The organism is Bacillus sp. TH25 (assembly GCF_016650935.1).
GTDB classification, from domain to species: Bacteria; Bacillota; Bacilli; order Bacillales; family Bacillaceae_G; genus Bacillus_A; species Bacillus_A mycoides.
This window is the reverse complement of record NZ_JAEKEU010000009.1, coordinates 1262419-1286697: the sequence shown is the minus strand read 5'-3', so window position 1 is coordinate 1286697 and position 24279 is coordinate 1262419. Positions and strand designations below refer to the sequence as shown.

25 protein-coding genes, 6 pseudogenes and 1 riboswitch are annotated in these 24279 nt (G+C 34.1%); of the genes and pseudogenes, 12 read left to right on the top strand and 19 right to left on the bottom strand.

Translation table 11 applies throughout. The features are described from left to right. Positions 1-30: 30 nt before the first annotated feature. The 10 genes and pseudogenes from JFT89_RS10935 to JFT89_RS10890 form a co-directional block, all read right to left on the bottom strand. Positions 31-2331, bottom strand: a complete 2301-nt coding sequence (locus tag JFT89_RS10935; RefSeq protein ID WP_151304236.1) for a hypothetical protein — start codon at positions 2329-2331, stop codon at positions 31-33. 225 nt (positions 2332-2556) lie between these two features. Next, positions 2557-3618, bottom strand: coding sequence for an alpha-xenorhabdolysin family binary toxin subunit A (locus JFT89_RS10930; RefSeq protein ID WP_048567328.1), 1062 nt, complete (start codon positions 3616-3618; stop codon positions 2557-2559). Between the two features lie 964 nt (positions 3619-4582). Beyond that, on the bottom strand, positions 4583-4876 hold the full coding sequence (locus JFT89_RS10925; protein WP_201039960.1) for an ArsR/SmtB family transcription factor: 294 nt from the start codon (positions 4874-4876) through the stop codon (positions 4583-4585). A gap of 86 nt (positions 4877-4962) precedes the next feature. Continuing rightward, positions 4963-5394, bottom strand: a complete 432-nt coding sequence (locus JFT89_RS10920) for a disulfide bond formation protein B (protein WP_201039959.1) — start codon at positions 5392-5394, stop codon at positions 4963-4965. Between the two features lie 33 nt (positions 5395-5427). Then, positions 5428-5721: a hypothetical protein gene (locus JFT89_RS10915; protein WP_201039958.1), complete on the bottom strand. Its 294-nt coding sequence runs from the start codon at positions 5719-5721 to the stop codon at positions 5428-5430. Between the two features lie 75 nt (positions 5722-5796). Then, positions 5797-5997 (bottom strand): hypothetical protein, encoded by a 201-nt coding sequence (locus tag JFT89_RS30215; protein ID WP_201039957.1) that lies wholly within the window; start codon positions 5995-5997, stop codon positions 5797-5799. A 65-nt stretch (positions 5998-6062) separates the two neighbouring features. Beyond that, positions 6063-6704, bottom strand: coding sequence for a thermonuclease family protein (locus JFT89_RS10905; protein WP_201039956.1), 642 nt, complete (start codon positions 6702-6704; stop codon positions 6063-6065). A 34-nt stretch (positions 6705-6738) separates the two neighbouring features. Further along, a complete protein-coding gene (locus JFT89_RS10900; RefSeq protein WP_002166909.1) occupies positions 6739-6948 on the bottom strand; it encodes a hypothetical protein in 210 nt (69 codons plus the stop codon). A 175-nt stretch (positions 6949-7123) separates the two neighbouring features. After that, a pseudogene (locus JFT89_RS10895) lies at positions 7124-7381 on the bottom strand (topoisomerase C-terminal repeat-containing protein); the annotation flags it as partial. Further along, positions 7377-7676 (bottom strand): annotated as a pseudogene (locus JFT89_RS10890) (DUF2935 domain-containing protein); the annotation flags it as partial. The pseudogenes JFT89_RS10895 and JFT89_RS10890, both read right to left, overlap by 5 nt. A gap of 114 nt (positions 7677-7790) precedes the next feature. Between JFT89_RS10890 and JFT89_RS30015 the strand changes: the two are divergent. Beyond that, positions 7791-8017, top strand: a pseudogene (locus JFT89_RS30015) (tryptophan-rich sensory protein); the annotation flags it as partial. Between the two features lie 124 nt (positions 8018-8141). Here JFT89_RS30015 and JFT89_RS10880 read toward each other — a convergent pair. Beyond that, positions 8142-8499, bottom strand: a pseudogene (locus tag JFT89_RS10880) (carboxymuconolactone decarboxylase family protein). Between the two features lie 218 nt (positions 8500-8717). Here JFT89_RS10880 and JFT89_RS10875 point away from each other — a divergent pair. The 4 genes from JFT89_RS10875 (at position 8718) to JFT89_RS10860 (ending at position 10687) form a co-directional block, all read left to right on the top strand. Continuing rightward, the gene (locus tag JFT89_RS10875; RefSeq protein ID WP_201039955.1) at positions 8718-9146 is read left to right on the top strand and encodes a DUF2383 domain-containing protein; all 429 of its coding nucleotides are present in this window, start codon (positions 8718-8720) and stop codon (positions 9144-9146) included. Positions 9147-9301: 155 nt separating this feature from the next. Continuing rightward, on the top strand, positions 9302-9475 hold the full coding sequence (locus tag JFT89_RS10870; protein ID WP_001025956.1) for a hypothetical protein: 174 nt from the start codon (positions 9302-9304) through the stop codon (positions 9473-9475). A gap of 138 nt (positions 9476-9613) precedes the next feature. Continuing rightward, complete coding sequence (locus JFT89_RS10865) at positions 9614-9787, top strand: homing endonuclease associated repeat-containing protein (RefSeq protein WP_201039954.1); 174 nt, start codon at positions 9614-9616, stop codon at positions 9785-9787. 561 nt (positions 9788-10348) lie between these two features. After that, positions 10349-10687 (top strand): DUF378 domain-containing protein, encoded by a 339-nt coding sequence (locus tag JFT89_RS10860; protein ID WP_002114654.1) that lies wholly within the window; start codon positions 10349-10351, stop codon positions 10685-10687. Between the two features lie 92 nt (positions 10688-10779). Here JFT89_RS10860 and JFT89_RS10855 read toward each other — a convergent pair whose 3' ends face one another. Then, complete coding sequence (locus JFT89_RS10855; RefSeq protein ID WP_002069111.1) at positions 10780-10944, bottom strand: DUF4021 family protein; 165 nt, start codon at positions 10942-10944, stop codon at positions 10780-10782. 340 nt (positions 10945-11284) lie between these two features. Here JFT89_RS10855 and JFT89_RS10850 point away from each other — a divergent pair, with 340 nt between their 5' ends. Both JFT89_RS10850 and splB read left to right on the top strand, forming a co-directional pair. Then, positions 11285-11548: a transcriptional regulator SplA domain-containing protein gene (locus JFT89_RS10850; protein WP_201039953.1), complete on the top strand. Its 264-nt coding sequence runs from the start codon at positions 11285-11287 to the stop codon at positions 11546-11548. After that, the gene (gene splB, locus JFT89_RS10845) at positions 11545-12570 is read left to right on the top strand and encodes a spore photoproduct lyase (protein ID WP_016096747.1); all 1026 of its coding nucleotides are present in this window, start codon (positions 11545-11547) and stop codon (positions 12568-12570) included. Before JFT89_RS10850 ends, splB begins: the two co-directional genes overlap by 4 nt. A 217-nt stretch (positions 12571-12787) precedes the next feature. Here splB and JFT89_RS10840 read toward each other — a convergent pair. Continuing rightward, positions 12788-13945 (bottom strand): annotated as a pseudogene (locus JFT89_RS10840) (IS4 family transposase); the annotation flags it as partial. Between the two features lie 300 nt (positions 13946-14245). Between JFT89_RS10840 and opuD the strand changes: the two are divergent. Continuing rightward, positions 14246-15796 carry a glycine betaine transporter OpuD gene (opuD, locus tag JFT89_RS10835; protein WP_016096749.1) on the top strand — a complete coding sequence of 517 codons (1551 nt, stop codon included), beginning with the start codon at positions 14246-14248 and terminating at the stop codon, positions 15794-15796. Between the two features lie 790 nt (positions 15797-16586). On the opposite strand, the gene mmuM is transcribed toward opuD, so the two are convergent. Together mmuM and mmuP are read right to left on the bottom strand one after the other, a co-directional pair. Further along, positions 16587-17564, bottom strand: coding sequence for a homocysteine S-methyltransferase (gene mmuM / locus JFT89_RS10830; protein WP_016096750.1), 978 nt, complete (start codon positions 17562-17564; stop codon positions 16587-16589). After that, positions 17539-18948, bottom strand: a complete 1410-nt coding sequence (mmuP, locus tag JFT89_RS10825) for an S-methylmethionine permease (protein WP_201039952.1) — start codon at positions 18946-18948, stop codon at positions 17539-17541. Before mmuP ends, mmuM begins: the two co-directional genes overlap by 26 nt. Before the next feature lie 83 nt (positions 18949-19031). Further along, positions 19032-19139: riboswitch (SAM riboswitch) on the bottom strand. A gap of 500 nt (positions 19140-19639) precedes the next feature. On the opposite strand from mmuP, the pseudogene JFT89_RS10820 reads away from it, so the two are divergent. Both JFT89_RS10820 and JFT89_RS10815 read left to right on the top strand, forming a co-directional pair. Continuing rightward, positions 19640-19714, top strand: a pseudogene (locus tag JFT89_RS10820) (histidine phosphatase family protein); the annotation flags it as partial. A 159-nt stretch (positions 19715-19873) separates the two neighbouring features. Beyond that, complete coding sequence (locus tag JFT89_RS10815; RefSeq protein ID WP_242488384.1) at positions 19874-20344, top strand: hypothetical protein; 471 nt, start codon at positions 19874-19876, stop codon at positions 20342-20344. A gap of 218 nt (positions 20345-20562) precedes the next feature. Here the strand turns inward: JFT89_RS10815 and JFT89_RS10810 are convergent, their stop codons facing one another. Then, positions 20563-21201, bottom strand: a complete 639-nt coding sequence (locus tag JFT89_RS10810; protein ID WP_201039951.1) for a nuclease-related domain-containing protein — start codon at positions 21199-21201, stop codon at positions 20563-20565. 21 nt (positions 21202-21222) lie between these two features. Beyond that, positions 21223-21606 (bottom strand): hypothetical protein, encoded by a 384-nt coding sequence (locus JFT89_RS10805; RefSeq protein WP_201039950.1) that lies wholly within the window; start codon positions 21604-21606, stop codon positions 21223-21225. A gap of 125 nt (positions 21607-21731) precedes the next feature. Here JFT89_RS10805 and JFT89_RS10800 point away from each other — a divergent pair, with 125 nt between their 5' ends. Then, on the top strand, positions 21732-22316 hold the full coding sequence (locus JFT89_RS10800; RefSeq protein ID WP_201039949.1) for a hypothetical protein: 585 nt from the start codon (positions 21732-21734) through the stop codon (positions 22314-22316). A gap of 19 nt (positions 22317-22335) precedes the next feature. Continuing rightward, positions 22336-22914, top strand: a complete 579-nt coding sequence (locus JFT89_RS10795) for a hypothetical protein (protein ID WP_201040024.1) — start codon at positions 22336-22338, stop codon at positions 22912-22914. 53 nt (positions 22915-22967) lie between these two features. Here JFT89_RS10795 and JFT89_RS10790 read toward each other — a convergent pair whose 3' ends face one another. Both JFT89_RS10790 and JFT89_RS10785 read right to left on the bottom strand, forming a co-directional pair. Then, the gene (locus JFT89_RS10790; protein ID WP_002069133.1) at positions 22968-23603 is read right to left on the bottom strand and encodes a hypothetical protein; all 636 of its coding nucleotides are present in this window, start codon (positions 23601-23603) and stop codon (positions 22968-22970) included. Next, positions 23603-24232, bottom strand: coding sequence for a hypothetical protein (locus JFT89_RS10785; RefSeq protein WP_201039948.1), 630 nt, complete (start codon positions 24230-24232; stop codon positions 23603-23605). The genes JFT89_RS10790 and JFT89_RS10785 overlap by 1 nt, the downstream gene beginning before the upstream one ends. Between the last annotated feature and the right edge of the window lie 47 nt (positions 24233-24279).

Genomic DNA, 24279 nt, shown 5'->3' with positions numbered 1-24279 from the left:
TTCCATTTTAAAAAGATTCCATTAAAGCATTTAAGACAGGATTTTTTTCTTGTAATTAGCAACAAGAGATCCTGCTAGTTCCATTCGGATTTTTGTAATCTTAGAAAGATCTGGCCCATCCTGTACTTTAATTGTCCAAGTTGTAAAAGGATTTGGAATAAAGTAATCATAAGCAAATTCCTCTGCTATCGTGCCATCAGTAATAATCGTTGAACCTACATAGCTAAAACCTCGATTAAAGGGCTCTGTATTAAATTGAAACTTTTTATTTTTATAATCATCATAATAATGTCCCGAATTCGTGATCCGTATTTGTACTTTAGAAGTAGCGTCAACTCCATCTAACCAAATTCGCATTAATTTAAGTCGAACACGGTACTCGTTTTCAAAAAACGAATCATTTAGGTTGATTTCCCAAGAAGCTTCTCTTGTCTCCTTCAGGGTTTTCAAAGCATTAGAATCTGTAATCTCTATTGTTCGATTTTGAAATGGTTGAGGTGGTGGATTAAACTGTTTTAAGGCCTCCATACAGTCCTTTTGTAATGTAGCAACATCCACTTTTAATTCTGATACATCTTTTAAAATATTAGGATTTACATCTGAATCGCGAAGAGCCCAATACTTATAAGCATGTTTATAATTTGCTAAAGCTACAAATAGAATTTGCTTCATATCTAAATAGCGTTGATATAATTTTTGTTCCATTTCTTCGTTTTCAGATTCTTGCCCTTCAAGATTCTTAATATACTCTTTCAATCTCGCAAGATCTGCTTGATGAATATGTTTTTCTAGCAACAGACGAAATAGCTCTTGACTACAGCGAATGATAATAACTTGATTCGAAGCAAGTGTTTGACCATAAACAGCTAGAATATCTAATGATAGTAGATATTCTCTAGCCCCCTCAACTTCTTTCTTAATGGCATCTTCTAAAGCAGCAGCTATTTTCAACTGAAATATTTTCCACGTTGCCTCTCCAGTCAGATCCTCTTTAGGAAGTTCCCACTCATTTTCTTGAATTTTTTTTAAGAGTTCTTCTGAGAACTCCATATCCGTAGATGCTTTTGATATCTCTGCAGCTAGTGCATATATTTTATTAATTAATTCAACTAATTCATTAAGTTTCTCCATACATTCTTTTAATGATTGCGCTAATGCAGCTAGCTGACCTCCAGCTTCTATTACTTCTTTTAAACTATTAATTATATCGATAATTTCTCCAGGTGCTGCAGTCCCTCCTGTAGCAATTATCGAGCCTATAGATTCTGCAAAATTAAGAACGGCGCTCACCATTTTAAAAGCCATTTTCATTTGTTGTTCATAATGATACTTTTTAAGCCCATACTCGAAATCAATTTTAGCTATTGTTACAACATGTTGCTGTTTTTCGAATTGATACAAAGATGATTCAACAGCATTTTGAGCACTTCTCAGATTATCTTTTGCTTGATTAATTAGTGTTTCTTTAAATAACAATGTATCCTGTTCATGCTGGAGCATAAGAGTAGCTGCTGCCTTTCGATCTGCAATTGCTAGGTTTTTATCTAAGTAACGGTGATATTGTTCCTCAAACTGTTGTGCTGCCGCCAAGAAAGCATTAATTTCATCCCTATAAAGATCTTTATCCAGAAGTGGAACAAACGTATTCTCACCATGGTTAGCGGTTAAAATGGTAAGTAACGCAGTGCTTTGTATACACAATGAACTTAAATCTTTATATTGAGCTGTAAAAGTTTTCAACCAGTTTAACTGATCAGCTGCAATATCCGGTTGAGATTCATAAAATAGACAAGCTACTTGGAAAACAGACATAAATAGTTTTGGGAATTGAGGTGTAGGAACTACATACGTAATTTCTTCTTTGGTGAATGTACCATCTTTATCGGACAAACGTACGCCTTTATTTCTCAGTTCTATTGGATATGGCGATGGGGAACTTTGATTGTAGATAGGAATAGCATGTAACGTTCCAGAAAGCTCAAGTCCATAAATCGTCAATTGTGCGAGCTTACTTCCATCTTTGTAATCTAGTCGAATCTCTGCTTTTCCATCTGATTCAATTTCCACACGTCTTGTTCGGATAACTAGTTGCATATCTTTTAAAGTACAGTTAAATTTATCAGGAATTCGAACAACATCTGCAAAAATCGAAATCATATTTGGCATTAGTTGATTTTCCTCAATAAACTTATATACTTCACCTAAATCAACAAATAAACTGCGAATTTCATATTTTGTTTTCGTAGTACTTGAGTAAAAAGTTCCTGGGATATGCTGATTATTCAACAATTCTTCATATAGTTTTTTATAATCCACTTTATGGGCTAACATGTATTTCCCCCATCTACATAAAATTAGGGACAAAAGAAGTTAAATATTACACAAGCGAGAATTCAATCTCTGTTTCTTTAGCTCCTTTTATCCCTATATTAACGGTTAAGTTATTTGTTGTAACTGCTCAATTCTTAAACTTACGTAATAAAAACAACTGATTTATTTGAGATAACACATAGGTTTATTCTATTTGTTCGGTTCTATTAATTACTTTTAGTGTACTTATGCAATATATTGATCAACTATATATTCTACATCTGCATTAACTCGGAAATCATCCGCTTGTTTACCTACTGCTTCCCATTGTAAAATTGCCAATTCAATTCCTAAATCAGCAAATTCCGGATCATTTTGAATATCTTCCATTACAATTTCCGATAGTACTGATAGATCTTCGTGAAGAGAATTCCAAATCCCCTTGATTTTCTCAATTACAGGAAGCGCATCCTCAATTTGTTTTTGGGTTTTGTCGGTTCCCACATCTGCCTTATCGAGTAAAGCCATCAAATAAACATTTCGCTGTATGATTTCCCCATTTGCTTTGATTTTTTCTCTTGTGGCTTCAATTCTAGCTTGTAACGCTTTTCCTTTCGTACTATCGAGAATTGCCTTTAACGCAAAACCAAAAACAGGGCCAAGTAGTAAAGACAGCCAAGATTGAGATTCATAATCTTTGAACTCTTCCATGTATTTCTCTAGATCTTTCCGCAAGCTTTCTACTTCAGCTCTAAGGCGTTTTACCTCTTCGCTATGATCGCCATACAATTTATCATATTTATTTTTTACCGTTGTTAAGTTAGTATAATCAGATTTAGTATCTTTAGCGAATTGTCCAACGGCATCCGCTAATGTTTTAGCGTGGTCCCCAAATTCTTTCGCTTCATTCGCTAACCTGGCACAAATTTTCTTGAACTGTTCTAACGCCACCGTATCCCCATCTAAAATATCTGGTAAATAACCAATTAAGGGTTGATAGTAGACCTTTGCTCTTCTTGAATAATTGACAATTTGATTCGCAACAGTAAGAACTTCTCTGTAGGTATTATCGTTCCAGTTTCCACAATGACCTTTAATACTTGTATGAACAGTATATAACTCTTTAAAATCTGGAAGTGTTGCTGAGCTACCCATTAATAAAGCAAGGCGCATCTCTCGATCATTTACAGGTAAATATGCACCATCACCTGTGTATTTTTGAACTTTAATCCAGTCTTCTTTTTTTAGTAAAAATGGAGATTCTTCCTTACCACCAAGGTCCCTTGCTGAAATATCTCTTTTTACCATAACAATACACCCTTTCTATTTTATAAAATGAAATTATATTATTGTTCGCACTCCTTCTATAGCAAAAAATACGTCCAATATTTCGAACTTCAAACTGTACATAGTAAAGTAGAATACAATTTCAACAATCAATTCATCTCTCCCTTAATTTGGTTATTTTGATACCCATTCAGTATAATTTACAAACTCTTAATCTAGAATTGAGAAATATATTTTTTAGTGTAATTTCTAGCGTGTTCCCTGAATTTTTAAGTTGCCATATATTCCGTATTAGATAACACTATATTCAGAATATAAATTATATTAGAAATCCGTTCTAAAATTCAAAAGTTTACTTTCGAATTTATAATAAAAAGCAAAAAGAACTTGTAGCAATTAATACAAGTTCTTTTTGAAATAATGTCAATAATACAACTGGTTGTTATTAGTTTGCTATTTTCATACTTTTGTAAAACTCGTTTTCACTAAATGAACATTAAAAAAGTTTACTTTCGGTTTTTGTTTAAATTTTAAAATTGCAATTTAATCCCAGAGTGGCCCCTCATTCCCTGAATCGTTTCCGTACCTCTTAAAGAGAGGAAGTTTGTTATTCTATAGCAAATGCCTTTTGACAAATGACCTCACCTTTTACAACATATAAAAGGTGAGGTCATTTGCCAACGAATACCTGGTAAAAGAATCCTTTATCATGTGGGGGATTCTTTTACTTTACTATGGATAGATTATTTTCGTTATAACAATTGTATTTTTATATAATGTACTTGATACTATTTTTGTTTCTATATTTATCTACCTAATTTTTCGCCTGTGCATACAGGCTTTTTTTATTTGATATGGAAGAAAAATGTTTGCTATACTAAATGCGCACAAATATATGCAAAATCACAAATGAAATAAGGGCAGCCTGGCATAACTGCCCTTATTTCATGTTTATTCTCGTAATCTGCTATTTAGTTTAAGTTATTTATAAACCTAGTATACTAACAATCTGGCATGCTTTGGAATTTGCAATATGATAGTACATCTCTAATCCTCTTCTTTCCGAGCGAAGAATCTTCCCACGCATCTTAGATAAATGCTGAGACACGGTAGATTGAGGTACTTCTAATAGCTCCGTTAACTGTGTCACATTACAAACTTTGCGACGTTCTAGTTCTTTCACGATTTGTAATCTAACTGGATGGGCCATAATCTTTAATAATTCTACATCCGCCTCTGGAATTTTGTACATCTCATTACTTACTTGCATTGTTGTCATTTTTAATTTCTCCTTTTCTAAATTCCTTTTTATTTTTATTATCAATTTATGAGTATTTTTTGTTTGTTTAAGCATATAGTTCGTAATCACTGTGTTATTTGGTCTTTTGTCTCTCTGTCAGGTTTAATATATAGAAGTATTATAATGGCTAAAAATCCAACAAAAGATAGCATAGGTATTGAGATGAAACCAAATAAATTCAAATAATCTTCTGTACAAGATATTCCTACAGAACATATTTTCATCTCACTCGCAGGGAAGGTTTGAATCGTTATTTGATAAACAGCTAGCAATAAACCACAAAGTGCAAATGGGAATGCATATGTACTTACCAGTGGGTCTTTTCTATACATACCAACACCTAATATCAACACTAAGGGATACATGGCCATCCTTTGATACCAGCACAAATCACATGGGGGAAGTTTCATCCATTCACTAAAAACCAAGCTTATAAGCATTGCACTAGTAGCTATCGTCCAAGCAATTGCAATATGATACTTTCGAATTAATGCCATTCTTCATTCACCTCACTTAATCATCTGCTCTACTTAGCGTCCGTATGTGATTAGCTTATTTCCATCCTTTGAGAATCCTGTCTCAATAGAAAGTATCCAATCGTTGATATCTTCCCAGTCATATCCTTTTTCTTTTAGTTCTATCGGGAACTTATTCTCGAAATCATCCCGCATTTCGTACATACTTTCCAATGCTTTTTCCATTTGACCAAATTTATAAAAAATGTGCGTGTTTACACGTTTGTTTCTCTTTTCTGATACAGCCAAATATACGTATCTTTTTTCTTTCGCTAAAACGAATTTCAAGAATCCCGCTACCTGACTCATCTCTTCCATCTCCTTCGCGGTTTTCCTTACCACTCTCTTTTTAGTGTGAGTAAGGAAAACTTTCTCTCTTACAGTTTAATTCAATGAATATCTCATTTTTTTGCTTTGAACATACAAAAAAACACTCATCATCACAATGTTTATTACACCAGCTGCAGCTCCAATTTTTGAAATAACATAGATGTATTCGTTACTACTGAAAGGCCTCATGCTCGAAAATATAAAGACAATCGAAATAACAAACGATAAGATCATGTTTCTTTTATTCTCTTTCACACTTAAAAACCTCCTTATTTTAATCTCAAAGCATTAGTATTCTTACTATGCTTGAGTGATAAGCGTTAAGCGGCATCATTTCGGTTATAATGATGTTTCTTTTCATCCACAAAACCTTTGATACTCCACACTCCACTTTTAGATGATTTTGCTTTCTTTTCTGCATCTAACATTTGTGGAAGCAGCGTAGTGTTCGGTTTAGTAATATAAGCTACAATCCCGTATCCTAATTTAACCATTAATTCATTTACATGTATTCCCTCGCAAAATATATACGCTAATTTTTTGCCATACTTGTCTTCTTTTTGTCCGTGATCATATACCAGGGTTACATCTTTTCTTTCTATTTGTTTCTTTAGAAAAGAAGATGCTTCTTTACCCATCTTTTGTGGCGGAATCTTTCGAGAAACAGATTCAGGGGTGTCTAATAAAAGTAACCTTACCGTCTGCTTCTTCCCGTTTACTTTCACATCTACTGTATCTCCGTCTTTTACATGTATTACTTTTCCTTTACCCGTTTCTAAGCCTTTTAATTTGTCCCTGTATGCTTCCGGAATATCAACATTACTCTTTCCTTCTACATTCTGCTGGATTGCTTCCTGGGCCGTTTGTGCAGGTCTCGAATCATTTGTTTGTGTTGAACTGCTACATGCTGTAATTTGAAAGACTAATGATGTTATACAAGCAATCTTAATCCATGGTTTCATACCGTAGTATCCTTTCCTATTAGTATCACTCTACTTAATATACAAATGGACTATATGCTGGATTAACTTCTTTATAATCACAACACAAGCAAAAACGAACCCACTTTGGATGTTCGTTAAACGTAGCCCTGAATGATTGCTTTTTACATTTGGGACATGCTGATATTTCATTCCCCTTATTACGCTTATGACTCTCCACATTCTCAAAAGATACATCTGTAGATGGTATTTCACTCGTACGCAATATATCTTCCTCCTCTCTCTTTTTTAGGGATTTATAGACAACGAAAAAAGGACACACCTATGGCATATGTATGCGTAGGTGTGTCCTTTTGCAGGTAGATTTAGAAGTATTTTGTTACTTTCATCATATCATAATTCTTATTAATTTTATATATGAAATTTAGGATTTTATAATATTATTTCTTCTTCTCATATAAAAAAGTGATTCTCTTCTGTGCGGAGTCATATGTTAATTTTGCACCAAACGATTTCCCCGTTTTTTTCGATATAAAACCTTGGATTATATCCGTCATATTCTTTTCTAATAACTTCTTGATCTGACTTGTTGTGATTCTTATTTCAAGTATCGTACCTGAAATAATGAAATCACAACCTTTTTTATAACGTTCACACAAATAGTTCGTTTTACCTATTATTACTCTCTCTTGGCATAAAAGTTGGAGTAAAGTGGATAACTATTTTCCCCTCCAATTGCTTTTGTATAATACTCAACTTAAATTGCCTAATCTCTTCTGCCAATTGTTTAACATCTTTCGCAAATTCAATTAAACTAACAGTATTAATACGACTTAAATATCCATCAAATTTCTCTACAAAATATATAGCTCTTTGAATATCTGCAGTTTCTTTTGGAGCTAATGTATCTAAAAGGAACTGTGCATGATCCCCAAGAACTCTAAGCCAAAATTTATGTTCAAACAATGCACTTTCTTCATAAGTTTGATTCATTCTACGTTTCCTCCTTACTACTTGTCCTTCATATTAATTAATACTAATGGAAGATGTAAAATGTGAATTTGAACTAGTTTTTATTTATTCACGATGAAAAATAACTTAATTACTCTATCAGTTCTAAAGTATATTCTAAATCTGGCTTTTACTTTTTTTAGTTCCACCAAAAAGATTTATTATTAGCGACGTTAGATTGCCTTCTGGTGGACGTTACTACATTCCTTCTTATAATTTATTCATTCTGTCTATCTAAAGTGGCTGCATGGCTTCTAATCCCCTACTTGTTATGGACTACCTTTGCTACATACTTATCTCGGGCAATTTATAGTATGAATTAAGGATAAAAACAAAAAACTTGGGCGCGTGTGAATTGCACCCAAGTTTTTTGTTTTTATTTATTGTGTAAAGATAGCTACACATGAATTCGAGAATTATATTCCTTAAGCCATGAGGATATCCCTATTACTGCTTTAATTTTTGCATACTCTCTTGTACAAGCGTTACTGCCTGACTCATAGTAGCACCACCACCAAATGCAGCTGTCACTCCCACCGTCTCAAAGATCTCCTGTTCTGAAGCTCCTTGATCTAGACACCCTTTAATGTGATAAATGATACAATATTCATCCTGAGAATAAAGGCTAATACCTAAAGCAATTAACTGTTTTTGTTTTTTTTGATAAGGTGCCTTCTTTAAAGCATTCTTCTGTAAAGGAATTAAATTCTTCGGCTAGTTTAGGCATCTTCTCAGTAAATAAACCCAAACCATACTTATAATGAAGAAGTGCAGATTCTGTAGAATTTCTACCTTCAAATTCCATATTTAATCCAACTCCATTTCTCATATTTTTCAAACAAAAGTTAGTATGAACCTAATGGGAATTGAATAAACAAAAATGATACTTATATCAAGGTGATTGAAAGAGGAGTGAGAATTTAGAGGAACGGTATAACAAGAAATTAACTAATAGTATTGCACACACGATATGGATAATCCATCGACTTCTGTAAAAGGATAACGTAAAAAGGGAGTGATGATATGGAAAAACAGAGTGTAGTCAATACATTAAATGCCTTTCTAAAAGGACAGTACATGGGCATTCATGCCTATGAGCATTTTATAGAGAAGTTAAAAGATCCAGAAATAAAAAAGGAATTTCAAAGAATACAACAAGATCACAAACAACATGCCTTAAAAGTAGCAGAAAGAATACAAAATCTTGGAGGAGTACCGGTTGATGATGAAGGAATTGTTGGCTCTGTTCAAGGTTGGATAAGTCAATTTACAGTACCAGATACAAAAGAAGGAATTGTAAGTAGCGCGTTAAAGGGTGAAAGTTATTATGGTGTTCAAATATCAGAAGAAATTGTACAGGGTGATTTGGATCCAGAAAGTCATATGTTAATACATGCTATTTTAGATATAGATAGAGAACATGTAAATGTATTAAAACAACTTACGCATTAACATTTTTAGTTACGCTGTATCATAATGAAAAGAAGATAGTTAAAATAAATCCGCATATTTTCACTAGACAGGAAAATACTAATACTTGTTTTAGTACTTTTAATTCCAAAGTATTAAAGCAGGATTACTAACTGCGATACTAGGAGGACGTTACTATGAATATTCGTGAAGGATTAATTCCAACTACATTAGGTACAGCAGTTACAGCTGCGGGTTATGCCTTAAAGCAAACTCGTGGATCTAATAAGATGATTGCAAATACAGTATTTGGATTTGGTTTAGCTCACGTTGTTTTAGGTGTAATTGATCTTGTGGAACATCGTCGTTAGAAGAAAAGGCAAGCACATTTTGATGCTTGCCTTTTTAATATCGTTAGTATGTATTAGTTTTGTTTATTTTTTGAAAGTAATCCATAAATCAAGAACGAATTAAATGTATTATGTCGATAAGGTGGTTATAAGCTATAAATGTATACAAGAAGAATTTTGCTATCTAGGTTAAAAGAATGGGCTCATTCCTATCAAAAGTTACCAACTGCCAAAGAAATATTAAAAGATCCCAATATGCCTGCTTTATCTACTTATGTAAGACATTTTGAAAATTGGAATGAGTCTTTAAGACAAGCAGGATTTCAATCTTGAAAAAAGTTAAGTAAAGAAATAAAACAAAGCAGGCGGTTCAATAAACCGCCTGCTTTGCCCACTTGTTATGAAACGTTAGCCATTTATATGAGCTTTTTAAAGGCTCAGGTGTAGTATGAACATACTGTTGTATATTATACGAAATAAAAGTAGCAAGTTGTTTGAGAAAAGGTTAGTTTATGTAACATCAAAAAGCCTTTGTAGAAAAAAATAATACATTAAGTATGTATTAGATATTTTGTGTATGAAACCATTGTTAATTTCTAATAATAAGATTGAATCCTAGCAACTAATAGGATAGCTAATATGATGCAGAAAGTACAAATAGGGTTAATTATTGCAGTACCGATAACCGCAATACCATGCAGTCTTATAGCAGTATACAATAATAAAAATATTAAAATGTTAGTCAAAGTTTATATTATGGTACTGGAATGTATTTATGTTGAATTATGAGCTATCACTTTGATTGGAAATCAAAGCTAACGATTCAAGCAGGAAGAATACAGAGTATTCCTGTACATTGTTTTAAAAGTTGAGACTGAAGGAGGTGTTATGTGAATGAGAACTATACAGCGAATTGCCCTAGCTTTAGTTATTATTGGTGCTATTAATTGGGGGCTAATTGGTTTCTTTAAGTTTGATTTAGTAGGAACAATATTTGGTGGACAAAATGCCTTTTTAGCAAGAGTAATCTTTGCTCTTGTTGGACTAAGTGGGTTAATGTGCTTAACACAGTTGTTTCAACCAATGAAGGATGCGAATCAAGAGATGAATCGTAAAGAATATGGAAAACCTAATTATAGTACTGAATTTGGTAAGGAAACAGATATAGTAGATTTAACAGAGAATTCGAGGGGTGCGTATAAGCACAAACAAAATACAGGGGATAAAGAGTAATAAAAAACAAGGGAACTTTGATTTCCCTTGTTTTTTATTACAATTGAAATATGTATGGAAAATAAAAGTAATATTGAAATACTAAGTATTTTTCAAATTTCCTTTTTTTGATGTTCTTTGTCTTCAATATCAGTTTCTGGCATTCCATACAATCCATTCATGGCTTGTTCTACTGGTTGAAGTCCAATTTGTGTAGTATTTGATTTTAAGTTTTTAGAATTACTACTCTCTTCTTTTTTCGAATGTGAAAAATTCATTTTTATAACCTCCAAACATTAAAGTTTTAAAAAATTAAAAGCATATGAAAAGAGTATGGCAGATAAAGATATGTATTATCTGCCAATTGAATGAACAATTAATTTTGCTATATAAGTAATAGCTAATAGATAGTATGTCATCTTTTCTATAAAATATGTAAGATGGGTGTTTTTGCCGATCCCTCGAAAAGGGGGATCGGCAAAAACACCTTTATACAAATTTAGTTAAGTCCATCTATTTTTTCCATAATAAAGAAGACATAATTATACGCACTAAAGGCAAAATTTTAGTAATGAATAACATTGCTCAGTGGATTCTATAAAAAGAAAAGGTGATGGAATGAAATTGTCTAACGAAAGTAAAACTTATTATGCTGGAGATATTGTCTATGTTTTTTACCGAAACCCCCACACACAAGATGTAGCCAATATACAAGCAGCGGCAGTTGTTAATAACCCTGAGAAGCCAAATGAACTAGCATTATTTCTTTATGAAAATTATTATCCACTAATAAATGAAATGGCTGTTTATTCTACTGAAGAAGAAGCAAATCAAGCTTACACCTACTATTATGGGGATATTTCAGAGGGGATGTTAGAATGAAACCATTTATGCCTAAGCTTGTATACTTTGAACCTAAAGCATTAGATTATCCGTTAGGGAAAGAGCTTTATGAAAAATTTTCAAAAATGGATGTTGAAATTCGGCATACTACTTCTCATAATCAAGTGAGAGACCTGCCAGGCGAAAACGATTTCCAAAAGTATAGAGTAGCAAAGTCTACTCTTGTTGTTGGTGTTAGAAAAACACTGAAATTTGATACTTCAAAGCCTTCAGCAGAATATGCTATTCCTTTTGCAACAGGCTGTATGGGTCATTGTCATTATTGCTATTTACAAACAACCATGGGAAGTAAGCCATATATCCGTACCTATGTAAATGTCGATGAAATTCTAGAAGCTGCTGACAAATATATGGAGGGTCGTGAGCCTGAATTAACAAGGTTTGAAGCTTCCTGTACATCAGATATTGTAGGAATTGATCATTTAACTCATACTCTTAAGCGAGCGATTGAACATTTTGGAGCCTCGGAATATGGGAAATTACGATTCGTGACGAAATTTCACCATGTGGATCACTTGCTTGATGCAAAACATAATGGAAAAACAAGATTTCGGTTTAGTGTAAACGCCGATTATGTTATTAAAAACTTTGAGCCTGGGACCTCTCCGTTGGCTAAACGAATTGAAGCAGCAGGAAAAATAGCTAGAGCAGGATATCCGCTAGGGTTCATCGTAGCTCCTATTTATCTACATGAAGGTTGGCAGGACGGGTACTATCGTATGTTTGAACGCCTTGATGCTGAATTACCCCTCGATGTAAGGGATGATATTACATTTGAATTTATTCAACATCGTTTTACAAAGCCTGCTAAGAGGGTAATTGAAAAAAACTACCCTATGACCAAATTAGAATTAGATGAAGAAAGAAGAAGATATAAATGGGGGAAATATGGAATTGGAAAATATATTTATCAAAAAGAAGAAGAGGAGGATATAAAAAATCATCTTTATTCTTATATGAAAAAGTTTTTCCCAAATGCAAAATTGGAATATTTCACATAATAGGCCTCAACATACATGCCCGTCAACTTAAAAAAAATAAATGCCCACAAAACAAAAAAATGAGCTGACTTCTCAGAGGAACTATCTGTAGAGAAAGGAAATTTTCGTTTAGGGGTTATATGAAAACTTAGCTTGGTGGCTCATAAAATCTTCTACTTATATAGCGTATAACTAACTACGGTTTCTAAAACATGGAAATCACTCTTCAAAATAGACCAGTATCGTCATGTAAAACAGGAGAGATTAGAGTGCCAACTATATGGAAAGCTAATCGCTCTCGTTTGATATTGTGTCAATCATGAATTTGAAATAAGGATTTCCAAGTTTTAAAGATAATTTCAATCTGCCAGCGGAGGGAATAAAAATCATGTATTTGTTCCATCGGAACCCATTCCAAAGGTGTATTGGTAACATAAATGTTTATACCAACTAATCGTTTGCTTTTCTCTGAGTACGTTTTACATTCCGTATACACTTGTTTTTTCTTACGTTCTCGAAGTTGTTTTTCAGTTAATCGATATATAATAACGCGTGTAAATAGTTTTTTATCCTTTCCAATATAAGCATCTGTTATTTCATAGACCTGTCCTGGTTTTAAGGTATTCATAATGTGTTCTAAATCAACTTTGATGTACTGAGACTGTTTTTTTACTGTCCCATTTCGAAAGTATTCAGGAAACTCATTTTTGATATACACCATATTATTTAGTTTAAGCCGCGATATATAATACACACCTCGTTGGTCCATTTGATCTAAATCGTCCAGTGAATAATAGCCTAAATCCCGAATGCATAGATCGCCAGGCCGTAATGTCGCTAAACATTCTGTTCCAAAGGTCTTATCATTATTCTTCCCTGGTTCAACTTGAAAATTTAAAAACTGTCCGCTATGTAAATCATATTCTAATTGAATCTTTATACCCGCTGTTTGTGCACAACCACCTGATCCAGGATACACACTAGCTAAATGTTTTGGCACTTGAAAAATCGTCGCATCTAAAATACGAATCCTTTGAAAATAGGTGATTGAAGAGCTTGGAATCACTGAGGTTTCACAAATCTTATTTTTTAATAATGCAGAAAAAACATGTTTTAAAAAGCAAACAGCTTTTTTATTGAACCGTTTATTTAGTCCTTCTGGACTAATAAGAGTTCCTGTAGCTGCATGTAGTTGACTACACAGTCTAACTAAAGAATCACTCGCTATCCGTTGACTCACCCAAATACAGATAGTGGCTAAGTCCTGTCCTGAAAATTTACGCTTTCGTTGAACAAAATCTAATTCTCTAGCAAGCCCTTCTAAAAATGAAGGAGTAAAATATTGATATAATTCCTCAGCAAATAATTGGAGTTCATCTTGAATCAAAAGATTCATAAAAAACGCCATCCTTTCTGCATATTTCTACAAAAAGAATAGCAATTTTTTCGCTATATGGATACAAATTCATCTTAACTTGATGGCGATGTGGTGCTACCCCAGTAGGCGATTCAAGCAAAGCATTGTAACAAAAATGTACAGTATTTTTACGGTGCAAATAATTCTTAACGTGGGTTTTATGTTAGTACGTTGGCTGTACCCAATATCACTTATGAAAAACGAATTTTTTGACAATTATTCCTATCATTGTTATTATTAATATAATTTTTAACTTTATTAAATAAAAGGTGGGATTCTATGATAAAAAAAGAAAACAGTGTATTCTATATCTCCATCTTGCTTACAACCTTATTTATTATATGGGGTGTAATTCCAGCAAGTTGGATACAAGGCTATGATTTACAAAGTGTTACCTCTTCTTTAAACGCATTTATTCTCAATAAGTTTGGATGGTTTTACTCTCTACTTATGACCACAATGATTGTTTTAGCTGGTTATTTAGCATTTTCAAAGTATGGCTCCATTCGTCTTGGTAAAGATGATGAAAAACCGCAATATAGTTACCTCTCTTGGCTTTCCATGTTATTTGGAGCAGGAATGGGCATCGGACTTCTCTTTTATGGAATTACTGAACCCATTTCACACTTTGGAGCACCGCTTACTGGTGAACCTGGAACTGAGGAAAGCGCTAAACTTGCTATGCAATATTCATTTTTCCACTGGGGTCTCTTCCCTTGGTCACTTTATGCAATGGTCGCTCTAACAATTGCATATTTTACATTCCGAAAACAAAAAGGTAGTACAATTGGCGCTACAGTTACTCCATTATTTAATCGATCGAAACATTCTCCTATTGGAAAAACAGTAGATATTTTGGCTGTTTTAGCAACTGTATTTGGAATCGTACCATCCGTAGGAATCGGTGCACAACAAATCGCTGGAGGATTAAGCTATTTATTCCCTTCTATTAATAATACAATTGGTACACAACTCGTACTTATTGCCATTTTCACTGTACTCTATTTAACAAGTGCACAAACTGGCTTAGATCGTGGGATTAAATATTTGAGTAACTTAAACTTCTCCCTCGCTGGAATATTACTCGTTTCCTTTTTAATTTTAGGGCCAACTGTCTTTATCATGAAGTATTTTACTTCCACACTAGGCTCTTATATTGGAGCATTACCAAGCATGGGATTAAATTTAGGTGCTTTTAGCAAAGAATCCTCTTCTTGGATTGAAAATTGGACTATTTTTTACTGGGGTTGGTGGATTTCTTGGTCTCCATTCGTCGGTACATTCATTGCCCGTGTTTCTCGCGGACGTACAATTCGTGAATTTATTATCGGCGTCGTATTAATCCCAACATTCATTTGTACATTTTGGTTCGCTGTCTTTGGCGGTACAGCTATTCATATGGAAATGTTCCAATCACTTGGAATTGCTGATGAAATTGCGAAAAATGGTACCGAAATTGGGTTATTCGCTGTCATTTCGCATTTACCATTCTCAACATTTTTGACCATTATTGGACTAATTTTAGTCGCAACATTCTTCGTTACCTCTGCTGACTCCGCAACATTTGTTGTTGCTATGCAAACAAGCAATGGTAACTTATCACCGAAAAACAGTTTGAAGCTTATTTGGGGATTAACAATTGCAGCTATTGCAGCCATTCTCTTGCAAGCTGGTGGGTTAAATGCACTGCAAATTGCAGCGATCATAGCAGCTTTACCATTCTCTATTGTAGTCGTTCTTATGGTCACGTCGCTCTTTAAAGAATTACGAAAAGAGAATATCATTACTCAAACGAAACAATCACCGCAAAAAATAAAAAAAGTTATATAAGGGGTAGCACCACATCACTATCAACCTAACAAAATAAAATACCCCCTAAAATAAAAAAATACGCTATTCTTTCTGTAGACTTATAGGAAAGGATGGCGTTTTTTTAACACTTGGGGGTAAAGAAAATTCTTAAGTTGATGGATATGTATAGTGACCCCATACCCATCAACTTAAGAATGGAAACAAAGTGTACTTTCATTTTGTGGGGTAAAGCATTCCTAAAATAGAAGCATACTCTTAATAATACGCATACCAAATAAACCCTATCGTTTTATTAAAAATCAAGGAAATAGTAATGAAATCCTATATTTATGCGATTGAATATAATGTCACACATTTTATAAGGTAAAAAGGAAAGGATAGATGAACAGGAGAGTATACCTGTTTACATCTATCCTTTTTTACAACAATATGACCACATTTATTACTACAACAAGGATTTTTACCACAACAAATTTTCATATAGTTATTGAACTATTTTTTGAATAACTAAATTAACCTCTTCGTTAACTTTAATTGCGAATAAATGGTCCCCTTCACCTTCAATTGGATCAACTACATCTTCATTAAAAGATTCAGCATGTTGTCTACCATATCTATTAAACTAGCGGTTTTTATTTTCCCTGATTCCTTTCCATACCTAAGGTACCCAAAAGTCCACTGGATTCCCGAGGCTACCATCCACATTTGTGTCTCTGAAAAGACATTTTGTGCCACTAGACGTAACTGTATATTCCTGAACAAGCAAAATCATGAAAATACACATAAAGATAGATTATCATCCATTACATTACTGTTTTGCTTCGTTCGAATAGAAAAACTCGGAAGAACGCCACTTGTTCGATATCTCCTCAATGTGATAAGGTGTCGTTCTGCAGCATCCACCTATTAAACGTGCACCTGCTTGGTACCATTCTTCAGATTGAATATCCAACGTGTTACATTGTTCATGACCATGCCATGTTTTTGTTTCTGGATTATAAGTTTCACCAGAGTTTGGATAAATAATAATCGGTTTTTTGGTGTTTGCCCTCAACTCTTGGATTGCACCAGTCACAACGGTTACTGGCGCACAATTGATGCCTATTGCTACAATTTGTTCACTTTTCTCAAAAGCTCGTGCACACTCCACGAGTTTCATACCTTCACTAATCTCTTTCTCATTTTTTAGCGAAAAGGAAAGCCAAGCATATGTTTCTGGAAACTCACGCAATAATGTATCTAATACTCTTGCTTCTTGCAGGGAAGGGATCGTTTCAAATGCCAATAGATCTGCACCTGCTTCGATTAACGCTGACATTCTCGAACGGTGAAAGTCTGCTAATGTTTTATCTGTCACACCATAGTTGCCTACATACTCTGAACCATCTGCAAGGTAAGCCCCGTACGGCCCAACTGATGCAACAACCAATGGTTTAGGCCTATTCGTTTGCGTGTTTTCCTTCCAAAAATCATCTCTTGCCCTTCTTGCAAGTAACACCGTTTTCTTAATTAATTCCAAAGCTTCCTGTTCTTGTATTCCACGCGCGGAAAAACCACTAATAGTAGCTTGATAGCTTGCTGTTATGGCACAGTCCGCTCCAGCACGAAAATAGTCCGAATGAACCTGATAAATTAGTTCCGGATTTTCTAGTAACACACGTGCCGACCAAAGGGGATCGTCCAAATTACATCCATGCGCCTCCAATTCTGTAGCTAATGCTCCGTCAAGAAGCATAATGGAATGTTGGGATAAAATAGCATCAATTGGGTTGATTTTGTTCGACATAATCTACGCCCCTCTTTTTTAGATTTTTTGTTAAATAATAACTTCCATAGCAAAACAAAATAAACGGTATGCCGCAATATAAGGCAATTCTCTGTGTTGGATCGAATGCAATTCCAATACACGATGCCAGACAAAGGATAAAAGAAGCAATTGGTACTAATGGATATAGTGGTGTGCGATAAATCAAGTCCTTTTCAGAATTTCCTTCTTTCAAAAATTGTCTGCGAAATAGGAACTGGGAAGCACTAATACTCATCCAAACTACAACTACTGCTAGACCGGAAATGGAAACTAGTACGATATAGACAGTATCTGGTGCCACAATACTTGAGAGCAAAGCCAAAGCTCCACCCACCATGCTGAAAATGACGGCGTTGATTGGAACACCTTGCTTCGTCATTTTTCCAAAAATCGGGGATATCGTATTCTTATTAGCAAGCGACCAAAGCATTCTAGAAGAGGCATAAAGGCCTGAGTTTGCCGCAGATAAAATGGCTGTTAAGATAACGAAATTCATTATGTCAGCTGAATATGGCACCCCAATTCGTTCAAGAACTGCAACAAAAGGGCTCTCTAATACCCCTGCATCGGAAATAGGCAATAACGCAGATAAAACAACAATCGTTCCTACAAAAAAGATGATCAATCTCCACAGAGTAGTTCGAATGGCCTTCGGTATCATTTTTTCCGGGTTCACTGTTTCTCCAGCTGCAATGCCTATTAATTCTGTTCCCGAAAAAGCAAAATTAACCGCAAGCATGGTCATTATAATGGCCGTAGCACCATGAGGAAATAAACCTCCACTTGTAAAATTAGAAAAGAATGGTGCTGCTTTTGAATGAGTCATCGGAAGAAACCCTAGCATTGCCGCTACTCCTAAAACAATAAAAATCACAATAGCTATAACCTTTATCGATGAAAACCAAAATTCTGATTCGGCGAAAAATTTAACAGTCAGGACATTTAATACAAAGATCAAAATGGCAAAAAGAGCACTCCATACCCAGACATTAATCGATGGAAACCATCGCTTCATAAGTAATCCTGCGGCTGTAAATTCAGAACCTAAAGCAACAGTCCAAGTTAACCAATACAACCAGGCTACTGTATACCCTGTACCCGGTCCAATGTATTTAACTGCATAACTATGAAATGCGCCCGTTTCAGGCATATGTACGGAAAGCTCTCCTAAACATAGCATAACTAGATAAACCACTAGCGCACCAATCAGATAGGATAGAATTGTTCCAAACGGGCCAACTTGTTGAATAGTGTAACCTGGGCTTAAGAATAAGCCAGTTCCAATCACCCCACCAAGTGATAGCATGACTAAATGACGTGCTTGCATTTTCCTTTGAAATTCTTGCCCATTTTTGTTCTCCATTTCTACTCTCCTTTAGTTACTATCCAGAAAAAACAAAAACGCACTCTAAAAAAGAGGGCGCTACTGACAAATAAAAACGGAAGCTCTCATCTATCAGGATTTTCACCCGCTGGAATTAGCACAGTGTCTACTTAAGCAGACCTGTTGCTGAGGTTTCATAAGGCCAGTCCCTCCACCTCTCTGGATAAGAAATATTTTTTTATAACCTTATCAATCCATTCAATAACTGTCAAGATAATTCTGTTTTTTAAAAAAATTTATCTATTATAGAAATACAAAAAATAGAGTATTACTATAACTGCAACCCACTCCTTCTTGGGTATTATTTAAAAATCGAACATACAAAACCTCATTTATTTAAGATACGGTTCACAAGCACTTCCTCAAAATTTGATGCACTTCTAAATATCTTCTTACTTCTTTGGCTATGGGGTCACCATACATAACCATCAACTCAGGAGATTTTAATACCCTCAAATATCAAAAAACATCATCCTTTCTAGTCTAGCTTGTTTAGAAAGAATAACGCTTTTTTATACCAGAGGATAGTGAAAACTTCGCGTCTTTCTTACAAATATCGTGACTTTATTTCAAATTCACAGTTTTCTGTTATTTTTAAGGGGACTGAATTGGATATATATGCTAATATGAGAAAGGAATTGTATAGGAACCTGGAAAAATGGAGGGAATTATGAAAACTTTCATATATATGGTGAGACATGGGGATTCACCGAAATCTGGAAAAGAAAAAACAAGAGGATTAACCTGTACGTTCAGCAATCGGGAACTTAAAGCATGACGAACATATCGATGCAGCTATTAAATCTAACATAATAGAGAAGCTTTTATTATTAATTATAATGCATGCAGCGATACACCAATATCGTTTAAAGAGGAAAAAAGAATAGAAGCATTTAATTTTAAAATGTTAGGTATTTCACCTGGAGAAGATTTTGAAGTCCCAGCACCAGAAGGTTATCATGAATCTACAGATAGCATGTACATTCTTGATAGAAAATGTTGGATTGGTAATCAAACTGAACATCCTGACCCATGCAATGATAACTGCAAAAAACCACACTATGACCAAGCAATAGAGTCGATTTACCTAGAAGATAAATTAAATACTATAAATGAGATGGTACCAGGTTTAATACAAGATAATCAATTTACTCAAGAATATATCCTTGATATTGACTTAGATTATTTCCATACGTTAAGGTCAATTCATCCCGAAGACTATGATATCTTTTACAACCTAATTAGAAATGCCAAAATAATTACAATTTCCATGGAATCTCTTTGTGTTGAGGATGGAAAATATGGAGATGAAGATATTGATAGTGCTTCATTATTAACCGCATTACTAAGTCACATAGAAGAGGCATTAAGCTAACCAACTATTAATGATTAGGTATAAAAAAGGCTCCTAAAAAGGAAGCCTTTTTTTATTTTATTTATCCAGTTAGATATTTAAAAACTACTTATTTATTCTCGTCACGAAATCTTTCGGATCTCCTTTTAACTTGTAATATTTTATATTCAGGCGAACAGCTATTACAGAGATTGCTATAATACCTATTACATAAAGAATCATGTCTCCTGCTCCATTCGTTATTGTTTTGCAAACTTATTATGTAAATATTCCACATGTTTCTTCTCTATATCTTTATCGGTAATGTTTGCTCGCAATATAGTTTGATAGATATGCTGGACCTCTTCTTTTGTTAACTGAATGTCTGTATAAGATTCAATACATTTCTTCAGATTGTAATAATATAAGATATGTTTATCTTTTGAATGTACATTAACTTTTTTTAGATTGCATTTCGGATGAAACGCTACAATAGAGATACACGGCAGCTGTTGTTCCATCACCCATTCAATTGCTTTCGTATGTTTATAGTTTTGTCGAAATGGGTTTTGAAAAGAGAATTTCTTTCTAAAAATGCCTTGTGTCCACCTTGCTGATTTCTCACTGCCATAAATCCAGCCCTCGTAGTTCTTCGTCTCTATAACGAATACACCTGTTTCCGCGATAACAATATGGTCAATTTGCGTTGTATCACCATACTCCGTATGAACCGTCACATCATGTAGCACATAAAAACTTTCAGGATCTAATTTACTTAATATACGTTTCACCAGTTTTTCTCCGGCTTTCCCTTTCCATTTAGGTACATGTTTTTTTACAATGATATTCAACGGAATCAGAATCGCAATGAGAACTAATTCAAATATTAATACTTTCATAATGAAATCCTCCCTTTCTTTTTACACTCTTGCGTTTCTGCGCATTAAACGGAATACATGTGTTTCTAATCCTAAAATAAAATATGAAATACATAAGCCTTTTATCACCATCTCTACGAATCCTAACGCTAATGAAACAATGAGCCCACCCCGAAATTGAAAGGGTCTTGTCACCCTTCGATTCACTGGCTTTTCAATGACACCAAAGTTAGCCCAGGTTGGTAAACGTTTTTCCACATTCTTTATGGTGCCCATTAATCCATATTTAAGCGACAAAATGAAACATCCGATTAATAAATACACAATGGAAGAAAAATAGACTGACAGGCCCATAACGATAAGTGTGAGTAACCAACCTATCAAAATGGAATTTCGTAAAGCGATATATTCTCGATTTCTTTTCAAAACAAACAATCCTTTCAAAATAAATAAGGTTATTTATATTTGGAAAATATTTACATTTAATTATAATCATGATATGATACGTCTATATTAATTTACGAACTAGCCTAAAAAGGATTGTGATAGACATGTTAAAACTTGTAGTAGATAATACCGTAACAGTTCAAGAAACAGATTCAGCCTTTTCAAATCTCTTTACGTGCAAAGACTGTGTATACTATCTTTCAAAATCGGATTCTTGCAGTCTACTATTAGCATCTGATTCAAATAATCCTCTCATTCCTTATGAGTGTGGAAATTTTGAGGAAACATATGAAATAGGAACCGAAGATCCATTGAATTCACATATTCATCAGCAGCTTCGTGAAGAGAAAGCACAACTACTGGCTGAAAATTATCCAGCAAAACCTTCTATTGACCCCATCCATAAAGAAGCAATATGGTATGGAGCAGAAGATTTTGGGTGTTGGATTGTGAATGATTCTAAAATACGCTTTACGCTTGCAGAACAGGTTCCTTTCGGTGATAATGGTATGTCATCAGAAAAATATGCATCTCCTTTCCCTCTACATGATCACGGTGCAAAAGAAGGCATTAGACACTATATGTGCTGGTATGTAAATGAGAAAGGAATAGGCGAATACCATCTACTTATTGGTGGTGTCATCATGAAAATTGCAGAAGGAGTTAAGAAACTTGGATTCAATAACTAATCGTATCTACAATAAAAGAATGTTAGAACATACCATACTATTTAGTTTGGTACAGTTGGTACCACTGGTTGTATCTACCGGTATCATATATATATTGCTTGAAATTACTGATACAGAATGGAAATCCTGGTTTAGCTACGAAGGAATCTTTTCTCTCCTTTTCCTTATAACGAGGTTCCAGGTATTCCAAAACAAGAAAAGTATTATTTCTTTGAATCAATACGAAAAGTGGTTTTCAAAGTTAAATATTTTCTTAGTCTCTATATTTCTAGTATTATTCGCACCCATACCAACTCTATTAAAGATTGCTTTCATTCTACAAATGACTGTTATTCTATTTTTATTAGAACGCTGTTGCTTGTATATTGAACGATTACCGGTACATAATTTATATAGTTTAAAAGCGATTATTTGCGACAAAAAACAACTGAAAATTGAACGAATTATCCCCAATAACGAGGAACACGGCACTCTTACAGTTCGAACAAAAGATGAACAATACTTTTTATATACAGCTGTATATCTAAGTGGCATATTATCTCCTATATCACCGGAAGTATTTGAAGAATACGAACGAAGAAATCATATGGGTAGATAAAAGGTACTGAATATAGATTCAGTACCTTTTTCATTCCTCTTATATGTGTTTCTTTACATATTCGCAAATAGCCATGGAGCGAGTACGGCTAACATACAAAGTAAACACGATCCCGTTATGACACGATTGGACCAACGATAATACTCAGGTTGTTTCGTACTCTCATGAATTTTTCGTAAACGAATACCTGCAATTAACATAAATGGTGTAAAAATAAGTGCTGTTGATTTAAACAGGTCTAAAAAATCCGTAAAGATGTTCATAAACGATACTACATCGGAACTGAATAAGAAGTACACACTTAGTCTCATCGCCATCATACTAACGAATGAAAAGATCATACTCCCTGTCGCCCACTTCATCCATTGACCATTCTTCGTAATTAATGCCATAACCATGACAATAACGCCTAATACGAAAGAGATAGAAAAGATATTTACCCCTACTTTAAAGGCAGGTGCATACATACCCTCAATTTTTTGTATTAATGATGAACCGAATGAATCATCCTTCTCTGGTGTTTTGGTTCGATTGTTTAATCCCTCTTTAAAGGATGACGATACATCATTCCCTTTTAATTCATTAAAGTCCACTTTTACAGATGCATGAGCTGCTTGTAAGGGGATAAGAAGTAAAACCATCAAAACAAGCGTACATAAGACTCCTATCATCCCTTTTTCTTGTTTCATCACACATCACCCGCTAATTTTGGTTTAACGCTCTTTAATTTGATTTGATTTCCTTCTGCAACATAATAGAGATCTGCTGAGTAATAGATATTTGCTTTTGTATATGCTCCCATAATTGCATTTGCGATTTCTTCCTTCTCTACTGCCATGTATGTTTCATTTTCATTATAAAATTCAATTTCAATCCGATTAATATTATTATTTAATACTGTAATATGTAACTCTTTTAAGCTATCTAAACGATTGCCTAATCCACACACTAACTTAAATACTTTATTTGCAATCGTTGGTGGTTTGACATAAGTCGTATTAAAATGAAGAGTTTCATCATCTATCACACCATCTTCCTCAACTGCACACGTCATAATGAAAGAATGATTTTGTTTTTCAATTTCTTGTTGACTCAACTTGCGATCAATGACATACTTCACGCTTGTTGATAGGTTTTCTATATATTCATCCAGTTCGGTATTTGAAATTTTAACCTCTGAGAATTCCGGGAAAATCATGTAAGCGTGTATATTTGAACTACTTTTACTTACACGCAATACCTTTACTTGTTTCTTTTCGTAGCGCACCGTCTGTTCTAATTTTTCCACTACATTGTTGCTCATATGATCTATTATCATATTTCATCAGCCTCCAGTAATTTTAATATAATAATCTTAAATACAAT